This window comes from Pseudomonas sp. AC355, assembly GCF_979258205.1.
In genome coordinates this window covers 4,792,427-4,809,640 of record NZ_OZ409843.1, presented here as the reverse complement: position 1 = coordinate 4,809,640, position 17,214 = coordinate 4,792,427, and the positions used below count along the sequence as shown (strand labels likewise).

Here is a 17,214-nt window from a genome sequence, read left to right as displayed (position 1 = left end):
TACGCCTACTGCCTGATGACGCCGCACACGCCCGTGCACACGTCACCCAACATTAGAAGTTGCCCTGAATCCAGCGTTTGAGCCGTTCCAGCACTGGGGTTTTAGTTTCATCACCGTAGTTACCGTTGCCGGGCATCGGGATGTCGTCGGACTGCTTGCGCAGGCCGTACATCAACAGGCCAACGCCCGTCGAATAAATAGGATTACGCACCACGTCGCTGAGCCCCTTGACGCTATGGGGCATGCCGAGGCGAACCGGCATATGGAAGATCTCTTCGGCCAGTTCGATCGCGCCTTCCATCTTCGCGGTGCCGCCGGTCATCACGATGCCAGCCGGAATCAGGTCTTCGTAGCCACTGCGGCGCAGTTCGGCCTGGATCAAGGTAAACAGCTCGTCATAACGCGGCTCGACCACTTCGGCCAACGACTGACGCGACAGATCGCGCGGCGGGCGGTCGCCCACGCTCGGTACTTTGATGGTTTCGCCGGCGCCAGCCAGTTTGGCCAGGGCGCAGGCATAACGGATCTTGATCTCTTCGGCGTACTGAGTAGGAGTACGCAGCGCCATGGCGATGTCGTTGGTGACCTGGTCGCCGGCAATCGGTATCACCGCGGTGTGCCGGATTGCGCCTTCGGTGAAGATGCAGATGTCGGTGGTGCCACCGCCGATGTCGACCAGGCAAACGCCCAACTCCTTCTCGTCGTCGGTCAGCACCGCATACGCGGAAGCGAGCTGCTCGAGGATGATGTCGTCGACTTCCAGGCCGCAACGACGCACGCACTTCTCGATGTTCTGCGCCGCATTCACTGCGCAGGTCACGACGTGCACCTTGGCTTCCAGACGCACACCGGACATACCCAGGGGCTCACGAACACCTTCCTGGTTATCGATCACGTAATCCTGCGGCAGGGTGTGCAGCACGCGCTGGTCAGCCGGGATGGCCACGGCCTGGGCGGCATCGAGCACGCGTTCCAGATCGGCACTGCTGACCTCACGGTCGCGGATGGCGACGATGCCATGGCTGTTGAGGCTACGGATGTGATTGCCAGCCACACCGACGAACGCCGAGTGGATACGGCAACCCGCCATCAGTTGGGCCTCTTCGACCGCGCGCTGGATCGAGGCCACCGTGGACTCGATATTGACCACCACGCCCTTCTTCAGGCCGCGTGACGGGTGAGTACCGATGCCGACGATTTCCAGCTGACCATCAGCGGTCACCTCGCCCACCAGCGCCACCACTTTGGAGGTGCCGATGTCGAGACCGACGATCATCTTGCCGCTCTGCACGTTTGCCATGACTGTTGCCTTCTCTCCTGATTCACTGCACCGCAGCGGTTTCGGCCGCTACGGGTGCTTGCGGTTCGTGCCACGCAACGGCAAGGCCGTTGGCGTAGCGCAGATCGATCCGCGCGATGTTGTCTTTCTGATCCTTCAGCGCCTTGCTGTAGATGGCGCCGAAACGACGTATTTTTTCCACCAGATGGTCGCGCCCCAGCAGCACTTCGATGCCCTGCCCGGTAGACAGGAACCAGCTGCCGCGCTCACGCAACTCCAGGCGTGCCACGGTGAATCCCATTGGCCGCAGCATCTGGCTCAACACCTGATACTGCTGCATGACTTGTTGCTGGGCCCGTTTAGGGCCGTACAGCTGCGGCAGATTCTCGTAATGCGCCAGCTCTTTCGGCGCGAATGCCTGCCCCTGGTTGTTGAGCAGTGCTTCGTCACCCCAGCGGGCGATCGGCAGTTGCTCTTCCAGACGCACCATCACCTGATCGGGCCATACGCGACGCACTTCGGCGTGGGCGATCCATGGCATCTGCTCCAACTCGTGCCGCATACCGACAAGGTCGACACTGAAGAAGCTCGCGCTGACAAAAGGTTCAATGCGTTGCTGCACCGATTGCTGGCTGATGTAGCTGAGGTCGCCTTCGACGCTGATCTTGGCGATTGGCCGATCCGCGTATGGCAGCAGGCGCAGCGACAGCTCATAGGCGCCGAAGCCCAGCACCAGCAGCAAAACCGGCCAGGTGATGCGCTTGAACAGGCTGAAATTTGGCCGCGGCAAACGCAGGCTGATCGGCTCCTTCGCCACCAGACGGCTGGCGCCGCGCGGCACGGCCTTCCCGCGCACGGGCGCTCGGGCGGTACCTGGCTGATGACGCAAGACGGCGCTCATGATTACCCCCGAGCCTCGAGGCTATCGGCAAGAATCGCCAACACCAGTTGCTGGAAGTCCAGACCCGCGGCCTGCGCGGCCATCGGCACCAGGCTGTGGTCGGTCATGCCCGGTACGGTATTCACCTCGAGCAGCCAGAAGCGCCCCTCGGCGTCCTGCATCACGTCGGCGCGGGCCCAACCCTGAGTGCCCACGGCCTCGCAGGCCTTGGCGGTCAGCGCCTTGAGCTCGGCTTCCTTGTCGGCATCCAGGCCGCAGGGAACGCGATACTGGGTGTCATTGGCCAGGTACTTGGCATCGTAGTCGTAGAAGCTGTGCGAAGTGCCCAGCGCGATGGGCGGCAATACTTCGCCGCGCAACATGGCGATGGTGAACTCAGGTCCATGGATCCACTGCTCGACCAGCACTTGGCTGTCGTAGACAGCAGCGTCCTGCCAGGCTGCTATCAGTGCCTCGACATCGGCAACCTTGGCCATGCCGATGCTGGAACCTTCGTGGGCGGGCTTGACGATCAGTGGGAAACCCAGCTCGGCAGCCGCACGGCGGCAATCCTCGGCGCTAGCCAGCACAGCATGACGCGGCGTGGAAAGACCGAGGCTCTGCCATACCTGCTTGGTGCGCAGCTTGTCCATGGCCAGGGCCGAAGCCAAGATGCCGCTGCCGGTGTAGGGAATACCGGCGCATTCGAGCAGACCCTGCATGCTGCCGTCTTCGCCACCACGACCGTGGAGAACGATAAAGGCGCGGTCGATCTTCTCGCTGGTAAGGCGCGCAAGGAAGTCATCGCCCACATCGATACCGAAGGCATCCACGCCTGCACTCTGCAGCGCGGACAACACGGCATTGCCAGACTTCAGCGAGACTTCGCGCTCAGCGCTCTTGCCGCCGAACAGCACGGCCACTCGGCCGAACGCCGCGACCGGCAGTTGAGATTTCAGGGTTTCGGCACTCATTTCCCTTGACCTTGCACGCTGAACAGCGGGCTTTGCAGCAGTTGTGGGGCAACCCCGCCGATGTCGCCGGCACCCTGGCAAAGCAGGATGTCGCCGGCACGCAGCAGCGGCTTGATCAGCGGCGCCAGCTCGGCGCCGCGTTCGACATAAATGGGATCCAGCTGACCGCGCTGGCGGATGCTGTGGCACAGCTGGCGGCTGTCGGCACCGGGAATCGGCTCTTCGCCAGCCGGATAGACTTCCATCAGAAGTAGTACGTTGGCGTCGGCCAGCACCTGAACGAAATCGTCGTACAGGTCACGGGTACGGCTAAAGCGGTGCGGCTGGTAGACCATCACCAATCGGCGCTCAGGCCAGCCACCACGCACGGCCTTGATCACCGCCGCGACTTCACGCGGGTGGTGGCCATAATCGTCGACCAGCATCACCTGGCCACCTTCGACCGGCAGTTCGCCATAGACCTGGAAGCGGCGACCAACACCTTGGAACTGCGACAGGCCCTGCACGATGGCTTCGTCGCTGATGCCCTCGTCGGTGGCGATGCAAATGGTCGCCAAGGAGTTGAGCACGTTGTGGTTGCCCGGCATGTTCACCGACACATCGAGCGGCTCGCAGTCCGGGCGCAGCACCGTGAAGAAAGTCTGCATACCCTGCTGACGCACATTGATGGCGCGCACGTCGGCGTCTTCGCTGAAGCCGTAGGTCACGGTCGGGCGACCCACCTGGGAGAGAATCTCGCGTACCACCGGATCATCCACGCAGACCACGGCCAGGCCGTAGAACGGCAGGTTGTGGAGGAACTCGATGAAGGTTTTCTTCAATTTATTGAAGTCACCCTCATAGGTGCTCATGTGATCCATGTCGATGTTGGTGACGACCGAAACCATCGGCTGCAAATGCAGGAAGCTAGCATCGCTCTCGTCGGCTTCGGCGATCAGGTAACGGCTGCTGCCGAGCTGCGCATTGGTACCAGCCGCGTTCAGGCGCCCGCCAATCACGAAGGTTGGATCCAGGCCACCGGCAGCGAACACCGAAGCCAGCAGACTGGTGGTGGTGGTCTTGCCATGGGTACCGGCTACGGCGATGCCATGACGGTAGCGCATCAGCTCAGCGAGCATCTCGGCACGCGGCACCACCGGAATGCGCCGCTCGAGAGCGGTAGCGACTTCCGGGTTGGAGGTGTTGATGGCACTGGAAACCACCAGCACGTCGGCACTCTCGGCGTTCTCGGCACGGTGGCCGATGAAGATGTGGGCACCGAAGTTTTCCAGGCGCTCGGTAACCGGCGAGGTCTTCAGGTCGGAACCGGAGACTTCGTAACCGAGGTTGAGCAGCACTTCAGCGATGCCGCACATGCCGGCGCCGCCGATGCCGACGAAATGAATACGGCGGATACGGCGCATGCGCCGCACTTCTGCCTTGACCGCTGCGGGAGACTTAGCCACGGGCCACCTCCAGGCAAACATCGACAACACTACGGGTGGCATCGGGCTTGGCCAGGCGACGTGCCGTGCTGGCCATTTCTTTGAGTCGTTCGGGGTGCATCAAGACCTCGGTCAGCTGCGCTGCCAGATCGGCAGCGTCAGTGGAGCGTTGTGGCAGAAGGACGGCGGCACCGTCCTTCGCGAGATAACTGGCATTGCGCGTCTGGTGATCGTCGATCGCGTGGGGCAACGGCACCAGGAAAGCCGGCAGACCGGCAGCAGCCAGTTCACTGACGGTCAGCGCGCCGGAGCGGCAGACCACCAGGTCGGCCCAGGCATAGGCGCGGGCCATGTCGCTGATGAACGGCGCGACTTGCGCTTCGACGCCCACAGCGGTGTAACGTTCGCCAGTCACCGTGGCGTGCTGCTTGCCCGCCTGGTGGAAGACTTCCGGCCGCAGCTCGGCAGATACCTGCGCCAGCGCCTCCGGCAGCAGTTTGTTGAGTGGTTCGGCGCCCAGGCTGCCACCCAGAATCAGCAGACGCGGGCGACGGCCGGTCAGGGAATCGCGGGGCGTTTCCAGGAACAGCTCCTCGCGCACCGGGTTGCCAGTGGTACGACGTTTGTCCGACGCCGCGAAGGTATCGGGGAAAGCCTCGCAGACCCGGCTGGCGAATGCCACCAGGCTGCGATTGGCGGTACCTGCCACTGCATTCTGTTCGTGAATGATCAGCGGTACGCCAGCCAGTCGGGCAGCCAGGCCACCCGGGCCCGTCACATAACCGCCCATGCCCAGCACACAGACCGGCTGTAGCTCACGCACTACCTTGCGCGCCTGGAAAAGCGCCTTGAGCAATTGCAGCGGTGCTTTGAGCAGCGACAACTTGCCTTTACCGCGCAGGCCACTGACGTTGATCAGATGCAGCGGCAGGCCGGCAGCCGGCACCAATTCGTTCTCGATACCGCGTGGCGTGCCCAGCCAGTGCACGCGATAGCCGCGGGCCTGGAATTCACGCGCGCAGGCCAGAGCCGGGAACACATGGCCCCCGGTGCCGCCCGCCATGATCAGCACGTTACCGGCCATGTGGTGACTCCTGCCCGATAGCGGGTTCCGGGAAATCCGACTCGTCGAACTCGACGTCCTCGTTGCCCAGTTGATTGCGCGTTTCCCATTCGATACGCAGCAGCAGCGCCAGACTGACGCAGCAGATCACCAGGGAGCTGCCGCCATAGCTGAGGAATGGCAGAGTCAGCCCCTTGGTCGGCAACAGCCCGATGTTGACGCCGATGTTGATCAGGAACTGGCCAATCCACAGGAAGGCCAGACCGAAGGCTACATAGGCGGAGAAGTATTGCTTGGCGCGTTCCGCCCACAGGCCGATATACAAGGCCCGCACACTGACGAACACGAACAGACCAACAGTCACCAGTGCGCCGACCAGGCCAAGCTCCTCGGCCAGCACGGAGAACACGAAATCGGTGTGCGCTTCCGGCAGGTAGAACTGCTTCTGGATGCTATTGCCCAGGCCCACGCCCAGCCATTCGCCACGACCGAAAGCGATCAGTGCCTGAGTCAATTGGTAGCCAGAGCCGTATTGGTCGGCCCAGGGGTCGGTGAACGTAATCAGACGCTGCAGGCGATATTCCTGGGTCTGCACCAGTACAAACACCGCGCCTACGGCCAAGGCCACCATCAAACCGAAGCGCAGCAAGCCGACGCCGCCGAGGAAAAGCATGGCCATCGCCGAGCCCATCATCACTACGGTGGCGCCGAAGTCTGGCTCCAGCAGCAGCAAGAAGGCCATCGGCAGCAGTACCACGAACGGCTTGAAGAAACCGGCCCAGCTCTCACGCACCTCTTCCTGGCGACGCACCAGGTAACCGGCGAGGTAAATCACCACGAAGACCTTGGCGATCTCCGACGGCTGAATGTTGAACGCCCCGAAGCCGATCCAGCGCCTCGCGCCGTTCACTTCACGACCAATGCCCGGCACCAGTACCATGACCAATAGCGCCAGCGCAGCCAACAGCAGTAACCAGCCGTGGCGCTGCCAGGTGGCCAGTGGAATCATCAGCACCACACCTGCGGCGCCAAGGCCGATCACTAGGTACACCAGGTGACGGATCATGTAGTACAGCGGGCTGCCGGTGTTGACCGCCGCCACTTCGGTGGAGGCCGAGGAGATCATCACCAGGCCGAGGCCGAGCAGCGCCAGGCAGCCGGCGAGCATGGGGAAGTCCATGTCCAGGCCACGGCGGCTGAACAGCGGGGACGGATAAGGGCGCAGGAAGGACAGCATCAGACGAGCGCCTCCACGGCCTGGGCGAACAGGCGCCCGCGTTCTTCAAAGTTCTTGAACATGTCGAGGCTCGCGCAAGCCGGCGACAGCAGCACCGCGTCACCATTTTGTGCGATAGCTGCAGCTTGCTCGACCGCCGCCTGCAGGCTGTCGACACGAACGATGTCCACTGCGCCGTCGAGCACCGCAGACAGCTTGTCGGCATCACGGCCAAGCAGCACCACGGCGCGGCAATGTGCCGCCACCGGTTTGCGCAGGCTGGAGAAGTCGGCGCCTTTGCCATCGCCACCGGCGATCAGCACCAGCTTGCCGGCGATGTCATCGCCCAGGCCTTCGATGGCCGCCAGGGCGGCACCGACATTGGTGGCCTTGGAATCATCGTAATAGCTCACGCCTGCACGCTCGCCGACCCACTGGCAGCGATGCGGCAAGCCAGTGAAACCCTTGAGGGTATCGAGCATGGCATCCATCGGCAGGCCTACAGCGTGGCCGAGCGCCAACGCGGCCAATGCATTGGATTGGTTATGTGCACCGCGGACTTTCAGCTCGCGCACCGGCAACAGTGTCTCGAACTGATAGGCCAGATACTTCTCGCCATTTTCCTCGAGCAGACCGAAGCGCTTGAAGTCAGGTTTACCGAGGCCGAAGCTCCAGCACGGTACCTGCTCGGCGATCATCGGCCGCGACAGCGGGTCGTCCCGGTTCACCACCACTTGCCGCGCGCCACGGAACACGCGGTGCTTGGCCAGGTGATAGGCCGGCAGATCGGCATAGCGATCCATATGGTCTTCGCTGATATTCAGGCAGGTAGCCACTTCAGCGTTGAGCAATTCAGTGGTTTCCAGCTGGAAGCTGGACAGCTCGATCACATACAGTTCGACGTCATCGGCCAGCAGATCCAGCGCAGGCGTGCCGAGGTTGCCGCCCACGGCGACCTTGCGACCGGCTGCTGCAGCCATCTCGCCGACCAGAGTGGTCACGGTACTCTTCGCGTTGGAGCCAGTGATGGCGATGATCGGGGCCTTGGCGGCGCGGGCGAACAGATCGATGTCACCGGACAGTTTGGCACCACGCTTCGCCGCTTCCTGCAACGCAGGAGTGGCCACGGCCAGGCCAGGGCTGATCAGCAGCTCGCTGGCACGGCCGAGGAACTCTGCGTCCAACTCGCCACACCGCACTTCGACCTGCGGGAACTGTTCACGCAAGGTGCTCAGCTCCGGCGGATTGGCACGGGTATCGACCACGGCAAAGCGCATGCCCTGGCGCGCGAGGTAGCGCACCAAGGACATGCCGCTCTTGCCGAGGCCGACAACGATGCGGAATTGGTCGGAAGCGATCAGGCTCATTCGTTCCTCAACGCAGTTTCAAAGTGGCAAGACCGATCAGCACCAGAATGACGGTGATGATCCAGAAACGAACGATGACCCGCGGTTCGGGCCAGCCTTTCAATTCAAAGTGGTGATGTATCGGTGCCATGCGGAACACGCGCTTGCCGGTCAGCTTGAAACTGGCGACCTGGATGATCACCGACAGGGTTTCCATGACGAACACGCCACCCATGATGAACAGCACGATTTCCTGACGCACGATCACCGCGATGGTGCCCAGCGCAGCGCCTAGCGCCAGCGCACCGACGTCGCCCATGAACACCTGCGCCGGATAGGTGTTGAACCACAGGAAGCCGAGGCCGGCGCCGATCAGCGCGCCGCAGAACACGATCAGCTCGCCTGCGCCCGGTACATAGGGAATCAACAGGTATTCGGAGAAATTCACGTTGCCCGACAGGTAGCAGAAGATGCCCAGGGCGCCGCCGACCATGACGGTCGGCAGAATGGCCAGGCCGTCGAGGCCATCGGTCAGGTTCACCGCATTGCTGGAGCCGACGATGACGAAATAGGTCAGCACCACGAAACCGATGCCAAGCGGGATGCTGACATCCTTGAGCAACGGCACGATCAGGGTGGTTTCGATTGGCGTCTGCGCCGTCATATAAAGGAAGATCGCCGCGCCCAGGCCGAATACCGACTGCCAGAAATACTTCCAGCGACTCGGCAGGCCACGTGAATCCTTTTCGATCACCTTGCGGTAATCGTCAACCCAACCGATGGCACCGAACAGCAGCGTGACGATCAGCACCACCCATACATAGCGGTTGCTCAAGTCCGCCCACAGCAGGGTGCTGACGGCGATTGCCGAAAGGATCAGCGCACCGCCCATGGTCGGCGTACCCTTTTTCGACAGATGCGACTGCGGGCCGTCGTTGCGCACGGCCTGACCGATCTGCCGAATCTGCAGGGTACGGATCATCCAGGGGCCCAAGAACAGCGACAGTGTCAGCGCCGTGAGCACGCCGAGAATCCCGCGCAGCGTCAGGTACTGAAAGACCGCGAAGCCCTTGTGGAACTGTTGCAGATACTCTGCCAGCAGCAGCAGCATTTAGTGACTCTCCCCACTATCGCCACACAGTGCGACCACGACGTTTTCCATCGCGGCGCTGCGTGAACCTTTAATTAGAATGGTGCTGTCGCCGGGCTCGGCGCGTACCGCATCGATCAGTGCGGCCTGGTCGGCGAAGTGCCGGCCAGCGGAACCAAAAGCCTGTACGGCATGTTTCATCTGCGGCCCGACTGCATACAGGGCGTCCACCTTGCCGAGCGCATATTCGCCGACCTCACGGTGGCCCTGCTCTGACCAGTCGCCCAATTCACCGATATCGCCCAGCGCCAGCACCTTGCGCCCGGAGAAACCGGCAAGAATATCGATGGCAGCGCAGATCGAAGCCGGGTTGGCGTTGTAGGTATCGTCAATCACGCGTGCGCCGTTCTGCGCCAATTGCGCGACGGCACGCCCTTTGACCGGCAGCAAGCTTTCGAGACCGTTCTTGATGGCCACCAGCGGCACCGCCAAGGCATGGGCGGCAGCGGCCGCAGCCAAGGCATTGGCGACGTTGTGCTCACCCAGCAGGTTCAGTTGCACACGCGCCTGGCCATCATGGCAATACAGGCTGAAAGCCGAGCACCCACGCGGGTCGCGGCTCAATTCGCTGGCATGGAAATCAGCAGATGCATCACGCAGGGAAAAACTCAGCACCCGGCGCCCGGCCGCACGCTTGACCCAGCGCTCGAAGGCCACGTCATCCCGATTGAGCACGGCGACGCCACCCTCGCTCAGCCCTTCAAGGATTTCACCCTTGGCCAGCACGATGTTCTCAGGCCCACCGAACTCACCCACATGAGCGCTACCGGCGTTGGTGATGATCGCCACATGCGGCTGAGTCAGGCCGACGGTGTAGGCGATTTCGCCAATACCGGAAGCGCCGAGTTCGATCACTGCCCCCTTGTGCTCGGGCGCCAGCTCCAGCAGGGTCAACGGCACGCCGAGTTGGTTATTCAGGTTGCCACGGGTGGCCAGCACGGTGCCGCCCAGATCCATGAAGGCGGCGCGCAGGATGCTGGCGAGCATTTCCTTGACCGTGGTCTTGCCGCTGGAGCCGGTCACGGCAGCCAACGGGCCGCCGTAGGCCTGACGATTCAATGCAGCCAGTTGGCCAAGGGCCAGGGCCGTATCGCTGACGACCAATTGTGGCAAACCGGCATCCGGCACTTCGCGCTCGACCAGCGCCGCCACGGCGCCTTTCGCAGCAACCTGCGCCAGGTAGTCATGGCCGTCGAAACGCGGGCCGCTCAGGGCGATGAACAGTTGGCCTAGCACAATGCTGCGGCTGTCGGTGCTGACGGCATCGAAAACGCAATCTTCATCAACCAGGCGGCCACTCAATGGCCCGGCCACTTCGCTCAAACGCAGTGCCTTAAGCATGTGCCGCCTCCCATGCCGCGAGTGCGCGAGCCGCTTCCTGCAAATCGGAGAACGGCTGACGCACGCCGTCGATTTCCTGGTAGTCCTCGTGGCCCTTGCCAGCCAGCACCACCACGTCGCCCACTGCGGCTTCGCCGATCAGTTCAGCGATGGCACGGCCACGACCATGGACGAAACGCACTTGATCCGCGCTGCGCAAACCGCCACGGATATCCTCGAAAATCTGCTCGGGTGCCTCGCTGCGCGGATTGTCGTCGGTAACCAGCGTGGCATCGGCCAGGCGCTCGACGACTTCGGCCATCAGCGGACGCTTGCCGCGATCGCGATCGCCGCCACAGCCGAACAGGCAAAGCAGGCGACCGGTGACGTGTGGGCGTAGCGCACTCAGCACTTTTTCCAGAGCGTCCGGGGTGTGGGCGTAATCGACCACCACCAGCGGTGCCAGCTGACCGCCCAGGCGCTGCATGCGCCCGACCGGCCCCTGCAGACGTGGCAGGGCTTTGAGAATCTCGTCCAGCGGGTAATCCATGGCCACCAGCGCACCGACCACCGCCAACAGGTTGCTGAGGTTGAAGCGTCCCAACAGCGAGCTGCGCAGGCTGCCTTCGCCACGTGGAGTGACCAATGTGGCGCGCACGCCATGATCATCGAAATGAATGTCACGGCAGAATAGGTAGGCGCTTTCATTTTCCAGGCTGTAACCGATCAGTCGTGACTCGCGCTCTTCCTCGGCGAGTTTGCGACCTACGGCGTCGTCCAGATTGATCACCCGGCTGCGCAGGCTCGGCCAGGCGAACAGGGCCGACTTGGCAGCCTGATAGGCCTCCATCGAACCGTGATAGTCGAGGTGGTCGCGCGACAGATTGGTGAACACCGCTACGTCGAAGTCCAGCGCGGCGACACGGCCCTGATGCAGGCCGTGGGACGATACTTCCATGGCGATCGCCCGAGCGCCGTTCTTCTTCAGTCCGGCTAGGGTCGCTTGTACGCCGATGGGATCGGGCGTGGTGTGAAGCCCCTGAGCCAAGGCGCCATAGAAACCATTGCCGAGGGTGCCGACAACACCGCAGGGCTCGCCAAGCAGATCCAGCGCCTGAGCCAGCAACTGGCTGACACTGGTTTTGCCGTTGGTGCCGGTGATACCGACCATATGCAGACCACGGCTCGGCTCGCCATAGAAGCGCCCGGCAATCGCCGACAACTGCCCTGCCAAACCCTTGATGGCAACCAGTTCAGCGCTCTCGGCGGTCATCGGCAGAGAGCCATCGATTTCGTAGGCAACTGCGGCGGCGCCGCGGGAAATCGCATCAGCAATGTGCACGCGACCATCCTGACGAGTGCCCTGTACGGCCAGGAACAGATCGCCCGGACGTACTTGACGGCTATCCAGCGTCAGCTCGCGAATCAGGACACTGCTCTGTGCTTGCGGCAGTAATTGGTTCAATGGCATGGGCATCAGCCGCGCCCTCCATTGTTGGTCGCCGTCGGCGCTTCGGCTTTCGCCGCGGCAGTTTCCGGCAGATTGTCCGGGGTGATGTTCATCAGGCGCAGACCACCGGCCATGACGCGGCTGAACACCGGCGCCGATACCAGGCCGCCGTAGTAACCGCTCTTGCTGGGTTCGTCGATGACCACGGCGATGGCGATACGCGGGTTGCTGGCCGGAGCGAAGCCGGCGAACAGCGAACGATAGGCATTGGCCTGATAGCCTTTGGTACCGGAGGCAGTCTTGCGTGCAGTGCCGCTCTTGCCAGCGACGTGGTAACCCGGCACCTGGGCACGGAATACACCACCTGGCGCTTCGATCACTTGCTGCAGCATGCCCTGTATGGTGTGGGCGACGTCTTCCGGGATCACCTGCACGCTGTCGCGCACGCGATCGGTACGGGTCAGCGACATTGGTACGCTGCGGCCGCTGTTGCCGAGTACGGCATAGGCATGCGCCAGCTGCACGGCAGTAACCGAGAGACCGTAACCGTAGGACAGCGTCGCGGTCTCGGCCTTGCGCCACTCACGGTGGTTGGGCAGGTTGCCGACGCGCTCACCTGGGAAGCTCAGACCAGTATCCTGGCCGAGGCCGACCTGCTGCATAACGTCATAAATGGCAGCGCCGCCGATATCGAAGGCGACCTTGCTCATGCCGACGTTACTAGACTTGATGAGGATGCCCGTCAGGTCGAGCACGCCTTCCGGCGCACGGGATACGTCTTTGATGGTGTAACGGCCGATCTGCAGCGTACCGCCCTGCACATCGACCTTGTCGGTAGGCTTCCAGCGCCCGGTTTCCAGAGCGGCGCTCATGGAGAACGGCTTCATGGTCGAGCCAGGCTCGAACACATCGATCATCGCCCGGTTGCGCATGGCGGCCGGCTGCAGATTGCGGCGGTTGTTCGGGTTGTAGGTCGGCTGGTTGACCATGGCGAGGATTTCGCCGGTCTTCACGTCGACCATCACCAGGCTGCCGGCCTTGGCGCCGAACTCGACCAGCGCATTGCGCAGTTCGCGGTGGGCCAAGTACTGCAGACGCAGATCGATGGAAAGCGCCAGAGCCTTACCGGCTTTGGCGTTCTGAGTAACCTGAACATCGCGAATCAGACGACCACGCCTGTCCTTGAGCACCTGACGCTTGCCAGGCACGCCAGCCAGCCAGTCCTCGAACGCCAGCTCGACGCCTTCGCGGCCGCGGTCGTCGATGTCGGTGAAGCCGACCATATGGGCGGTCACTTCACCGGCCGGGTAGAAACGGCGGAATTCTTCGATTGGGTAAACGCCCGGCACCTTGAGGTCAAGCACGCGCTGGCCCTGCTCCGGGGTCAAACCACGCACCAGGTACATGAACTCGCGCTCGGCATTGGCCTGCAGGCGCGTGGCGAAAGCATTCGGTTCTTGACCAAGCGCGGCAGCGAGTACCGGCCACTGGGCCTTGCCGGCCTGCAGCTCCTTGCCATTGGCCCACAGCGTGGTGACCGGAGTACTGACGGCCAGCGGCTCGCCATTTCGGTCAGTGATCAGGCCACGGTGTGCAGGGATAGGAATGTGCCGCACGCTGCGCGCATCGCCATGGGCTTTGAGGAAGTCATGGTCGAATACGTGCAGCTCGAAGATCCGCGCAGCAATCGCCGCGACCATCACGGCCAGCAGCAGCATGACCAGGCGGAAGCGCCACGGGTAGAGAGCTCCCTCCAGCTTCATCATGGCGCCACCATGCGGACTTCGGCGGCGTCGGGGATGCGCATTTTCAGCTGTTCGCTGGCCAGGGTCTCGATACGGTTGTGAGCGGTCCAGGTGCTTTGCTCGAGAATCAACCGCCCCCACTCAGCCTGCGCCTTGTCGCGCACGCTGAGTTCGGCATACAGGCCATTGAGCAACTGACGATTCCAATGCGCGCTGTAGGACACTGCCAGCGCGGAGCCGAGCACGGCAACGAAGAGCACCAGCATCAGCAGGCTGCCCTTGGGGAAACGCTTGGCGAGCACGCCGCTCATCGCAGCTTCTCCGCGACACGCATGACGGCGCTGCGCGAGCGAGGGTTGGCCTTGAGCTCGACTTCGGAAGCAAACTGCGGCTTGCCGATCAGTTTCAGGCGCGGCTCGAAGGCCTTGGGGATGATCGGCAGGTCGCGGGGCAATTTGTCCATCTCGCCCTTGGCGTGCTTACGCATGAACAATTTGACGATGCGGTCTTCCAGGGAGTGAAAGCTGATCACGACCAGACGGCCACCAACTTCCAGGCTTTCCAGCGCGGCATCGAGGCCACGTTCCAGGTCACCCAGCTCGTTGTTGACGTGAATGCGCAGGCCCTGGAAAGCTCGGGTAGCCGGATTCTTGCCCTTCTCCCAGGCGGGATTGGCCACGGTCAGTACCTGAGCCAGATCGGCGGTACGCTCGAACGGCTGTTCGGCACGACGTGCTACCACCGCGCGAGCCATGCGCTTGGCAAAACGCTCTTCGCCGTATTCCTTGAAGACCCGGGCGATTTCGTCGGCATCGGCAGTGGCAATGAACTGCGCTGCACTGACGCCACGCGTCGGATCCATGCGCATGTCCAGAGGGCCGTCATTGAGGAAGCTGAAGCCACGTTCGGCGTCGTCCAGCTGCGGGGACGACACACCCAGATCCAGCAGCACGCCACTGACCCTACCGGCGAGATCGCGGACAGCGAGCTCATCAGCAAGTTCCGCAAAGCTTCTCTGCACAACGACAAAGCGGCCGTCTTCGGCCGCTAGCGTATTTCCAGTCGCGATTGCGAGAGGGTCCTTATCGAACCCCAGCAAGCGACCGCCAGGCCCGATCCGATCAAGGATCAGCCGACTATGCCCCCCTCGCCCGAAGGTACCGTCCACATAGCAGCCATCCGCACGCAACGAGAGGCCTTCTACGGCCTCTTCGAGCAATACGGTGATATGGCGGAAGGTACTGGTCATGGTCACAGGATCAGGTCACGTAAGTCATCGGAAAGAGCACCCGGTTGCTTGATGGCGGCCAGATCGGCATCGGCCACGGCATTCCAGGAATCCTCATCCCACAGTTGAAATTTATTTAGCTGCCCCACCAACATCGCGCGCTTATCCAGCTTGGCGTACTCGCGCAAACGCGGCGGAACCAGAAAACGACCACTACCGTCCAGCTCGAGATCGACGGCATTACCAATCAGCAAACGCTGCAGGCGGCGGTTTTCCTCACGGAAGGACGCCAGCTCACGCAGCTTGTTTTCGATGATTTCCCACTCCGGCAGCGGGTAGACACAAAGGCAGGGATCGATGGCATCAATGGTAACGATGAGCTGGCCAGCCGAACGCGACACGAGCTCGTCCCGATACCGGCTAGGCATCGCGAGTCGCCCTTTGGCGTCGAGACTTATGGCGTTAGCTCCGCGAAACACTGTTGCGTTCCCCCTTAATTAGCCATCTGCATCCAAAAAAACCCACTTCATGCCACTTCCCACCACCGGAGCACACTATAGGAACGCACATACCCCACCGTCAAGGCGCGCCAGAACGGAAAAGTCCTTATAGAACGGAGATTTAGCGGATAAAGGAGGGAGTGTGACGGAGGTATCGGGGTGATAGTCAGGGTAAAAACAAGCACATACAGAAGCCTGACCCACAAACTTAAAGTAGTTTGTTAAGAGTAAGATCTTTTCGGCATTAGAAACGAGAGGATGGAGCGCAAAGCGAAAGGAGGTGGAGAGTCGATCTATAAGCCGGGTTCTGTCGAGGACAGTCATTCCTCTACGACGGACATCACTGTACGTCTTTAGCAACCTACCCGGTTCCAGCGCGGGCCACGCCAATGGAACCCTATTTGGTCTTGCTCCGAGTGGGGTTTGCCTAGCCACGGACTGTTACCAGCCGCGCGGTGCGCTCTTACCGCACCTTTTCACCCTTACCGGCGCCGAAGCGCTTAGGCGGTTATTTTCTGTGGCACTTTCCGTAGGCTCACGCCCCCCAGGTATTACCTGGCACTCCGCCCTATGGAGCCCGGACTTTCCTCCCCCACACTTCGCGAACGAAGCACGGCAGCGACTGTCCGATCGACTCTCCGCCGACTAGGGTAACCGCTGGGGCACAGTGAGAACAAGTTCAAACATCCTGCTGACGCTCTAACGCGGCCTGATAAAGCAGGTTCTTGCGCACCCCGGTGATCTGCGCCGCCAGCGCCGCCGCACGTTTGAGCGGCAGTTCGGCGAGCAGCAGATCGAGCACGCGCAGCGCTTCGACACTGACCGCAGCTTCGTCTTCAGGCGCCTGCCAGCCGGCCACCAGCACCACGCACTCGCCACGCTGCTGATTGGCATCCGCCGCCACCCATTCGCACAACTGCTCGAGCGGCAGCCCCTGCAGGGTTTCGAAGGTTTTGGTCAGTTCGCGTGCCAATAGGGCCTGGCGCTCGCCGCCGAACACGTCGCGCATGTCCTGCAGGCATTCCAGAATCCGGTGCGGCGCCTCATAGAAGATCAGCGTACGCGGTTCTTCACGCACCAGCTCAAGGCGGGTGCGCCGCCCCACGCTCTTAGCGGGCAGGAAACCTTCGAAGACGAAACGATCGGAGGGCAGGCCGGCAGCGGACAACGCGGCGATCAACGCGCAAGCGCCCGGCACCGGCACCACGCGAATACCCGCAGCACGCGCCTGGCGCACCAGGTGGTAGCCGGGATCGGAGATCAGCGGCGTACCGGCATCAGAAATCAGTGCGACATCTTCGCCCGCACGCAGACGCTCGATAAAGCGGCTGCCCTCATCACGCTCGTTGTGCTCATGACAGGCAGCCAGCTGCGTGCCAATACCGAAGTGCTGCATCAGGCGCGCGGAGTGCCGGGTATCCTCGGCAGCGATCAGCGCGACACTGCTGAGCACCTTGAGCGCCCGGGCGCTGAGGTCGTCGAGATTGCCGATAGGCGTCGCCACCACGAACAAGGTGCCCGTGGCGGAACGGGGAGCTTCACTAGCAGTCACGGCGGCGCCTCATCTAATCAGAAAGCGCTCATTGTAACGCGTGCGACAAACGAGGGGTTCCCGACGGACGATACCGCTGTCTGCGCA

Annotated in this window: 15 protein-coding genes and 1 other RNA gene; all 16 read right to left on the bottom strand. The window is 62.4% G+C overall.

Going from position 1 to position 17,214, the window contains the following annotated elements:
* Positions 1-52: 52 nt before the first annotated feature.
* Positions 53-1,300: a cell division protein FtsA gene (ftsA, locus tag ACZ0AI_RS22385; protein WP_463563737.1), complete on the bottom strand. Its 1,248-nt coding sequence runs from the start codon at positions 1,298-1,300 to the stop codon at positions 53-55.
* 22 nt (positions 1,301-1,322) lie between these two features.
* The gene (locus tag ACZ0AI_RS22380) at positions 1,323-2,183 is read right to left on the bottom strand and encodes a cell division protein FtsQ/DivIB (RefSeq protein WP_463566002.1); all 861 of its coding nucleotides are present in this window, start codon (positions 2,181-2,183) and stop codon (positions 1,323-1,325) included.
* Positions 2,183-3,133, bottom strand: coding sequence for a D-alanine--D-alanine ligase (locus ACZ0AI_RS22375; protein ID WP_463563736.1), 951 nt, complete (start codon positions 3,131-3,133; stop codon positions 2,183-2,185). The genes ACZ0AI_RS22380 and ACZ0AI_RS22375 overlap by 1 nt, the downstream gene beginning before the upstream one ends.
* The gene (gene murC / locus ACZ0AI_RS22370; protein ID WP_463566001.1) at positions 3,130-4,536 is read right to left on the bottom strand and encodes a UDP-N-acetylmuramate--L-alanine ligase; all 1,407 of its coding nucleotides are present in this window, start codon (positions 4,534-4,536) and stop codon (positions 3,130-3,132) included. Before murC ends, ACZ0AI_RS22375 begins: the two co-directional genes overlap by 4 nt.
* 34 nt (positions 4,537-4,570) lie before the next feature.
* Positions 4,571-5,641, bottom strand: a complete 1,071-nt coding sequence (gene murG, locus ACZ0AI_RS22365) for an undecaprenyldiphospho-muramoylpentapeptide beta-N-acetylglucosaminyltransferase (RefSeq protein WP_225835055.1) — start codon at positions 5,639-5,641, stop codon at positions 4,571-4,573.
* The gene (ftsW, locus tag ACZ0AI_RS22360; RefSeq protein ID WP_463563735.1) at positions 5,631-6,857 is read right to left on the bottom strand and encodes a putative lipid II flippase FtsW; all 1,227 of its coding nucleotides are present in this window, start codon (positions 6,855-6,857) and stop codon (positions 5,631-5,633) included. Before ftsW ends, murG begins: the two co-directional genes overlap by 11 nt.
* The gene (gene murD / locus ACZ0AI_RS22355; RefSeq protein WP_463563734.1) at positions 6,857-8,203 is read right to left on the bottom strand and encodes a UDP-N-acetylmuramoyl-L-alanine--D-glutamate ligase; all 1,347 of its coding nucleotides are present in this window, start codon (positions 8,201-8,203) and stop codon (positions 6,857-6,859) included. Before murD ends, ftsW begins: the two co-directional genes overlap by 1 nt.
* A 7-nt stretch (positions 8,204-8,210) precedes the next feature.
* On the bottom strand, positions 8,211-9,293 hold the full coding sequence (mraY, locus tag ACZ0AI_RS22350; RefSeq protein ID WP_463563733.1) for a phospho-N-acetylmuramoyl-pentapeptide-transferase: 1,083 nt from the start codon (positions 9,291-9,293) through the stop codon (positions 8,211-8,213).
* Complete coding sequence (locus ACZ0AI_RS22345) at positions 9,294-10,673, bottom strand: UDP-N-acetylmuramoyl-tripeptide--D-alanyl-D-alanine ligase (protein WP_463563732.1); 1,380 nt, start codon at positions 10,671-10,673, stop codon at positions 9,294-9,296. It lies immediately after the preceding gene.
* The gene (locus tag ACZ0AI_RS22340; RefSeq protein ID WP_463563731.1) at positions 10,666-12,129 is read right to left on the bottom strand and encodes a UDP-N-acetylmuramoyl-L-alanyl-D-glutamate--2,6-diaminopimelate ligase; all 1,464 of its coding nucleotides are present in this window, start codon (positions 12,127-12,129) and stop codon (positions 10,666-10,668) included. Before ACZ0AI_RS22340 ends, ACZ0AI_RS22345 begins: the two co-directional genes overlap by 8 nt.
* Positions 12,129-13,865, bottom strand: coding sequence for a peptidoglycan D,D-transpeptidase FtsI family protein (locus tag ACZ0AI_RS22335; RefSeq protein ID WP_463566000.1), 1,737 nt, complete (start codon positions 13,863-13,865; stop codon positions 12,129-12,131). The genes ACZ0AI_RS22340 and ACZ0AI_RS22335 overlap by 1 nt, the downstream gene beginning before the upstream one ends.
* Entirely contained in the window at positions 13,865-14,158 is a 294-nt protein-coding gene (gene ftsL / locus ACZ0AI_RS22330; protein ID WP_042554910.1) for a cell division protein FtsL, read from the bottom strand. The genes ACZ0AI_RS22335 and ftsL overlap by 1 nt, the downstream gene beginning before the upstream one ends.
* Positions 14,155-15,096 carry a 16S rRNA (cytosine(1402)-N(4))-methyltransferase RsmH gene (rsmH, locus tag ACZ0AI_RS22325; RefSeq protein WP_463563730.1) on the bottom strand — a complete coding sequence of 314 codons (942 nt, stop codon included), beginning with the start codon at positions 15,094-15,096 and terminating at the stop codon, positions 14,155-14,157. Before rsmH ends, ftsL begins: the two co-directional genes overlap by 4 nt.
* 2 nt (positions 15,097-15,098) lie before the next feature.
* Positions 15,099-15,554 (bottom strand): division/cell wall cluster transcriptional repressor MraZ, encoded by a 456-nt coding sequence (gene mraZ / locus ACZ0AI_RS22320; protein WP_013792660.1) that lies wholly within the window; start codon positions 15,552-15,554, stop codon positions 15,099-15,101.
* Positions 15,555-15,855: 301 nt separating this feature from the next.
* Positions 15,856-16,213: RNase P RNA component class A (gene rnpB, locus ACZ0AI_RS22315), an RNA gene on the bottom strand.
* A 41-nt stretch (positions 16,214-16,254) separates the two neighbouring features.
* A complete protein-coding gene (rsmI, locus tag ACZ0AI_RS22310; protein ID WP_463563729.1) occupies positions 16,255-17,127 on the bottom strand; it encodes a 16S rRNA (cytidine(1402)-2'-O)-methyltransferase in 873 nt (290 codons plus the stop codon).
* Positions 17,128-17,214: the final 87 nt, after the last annotated feature.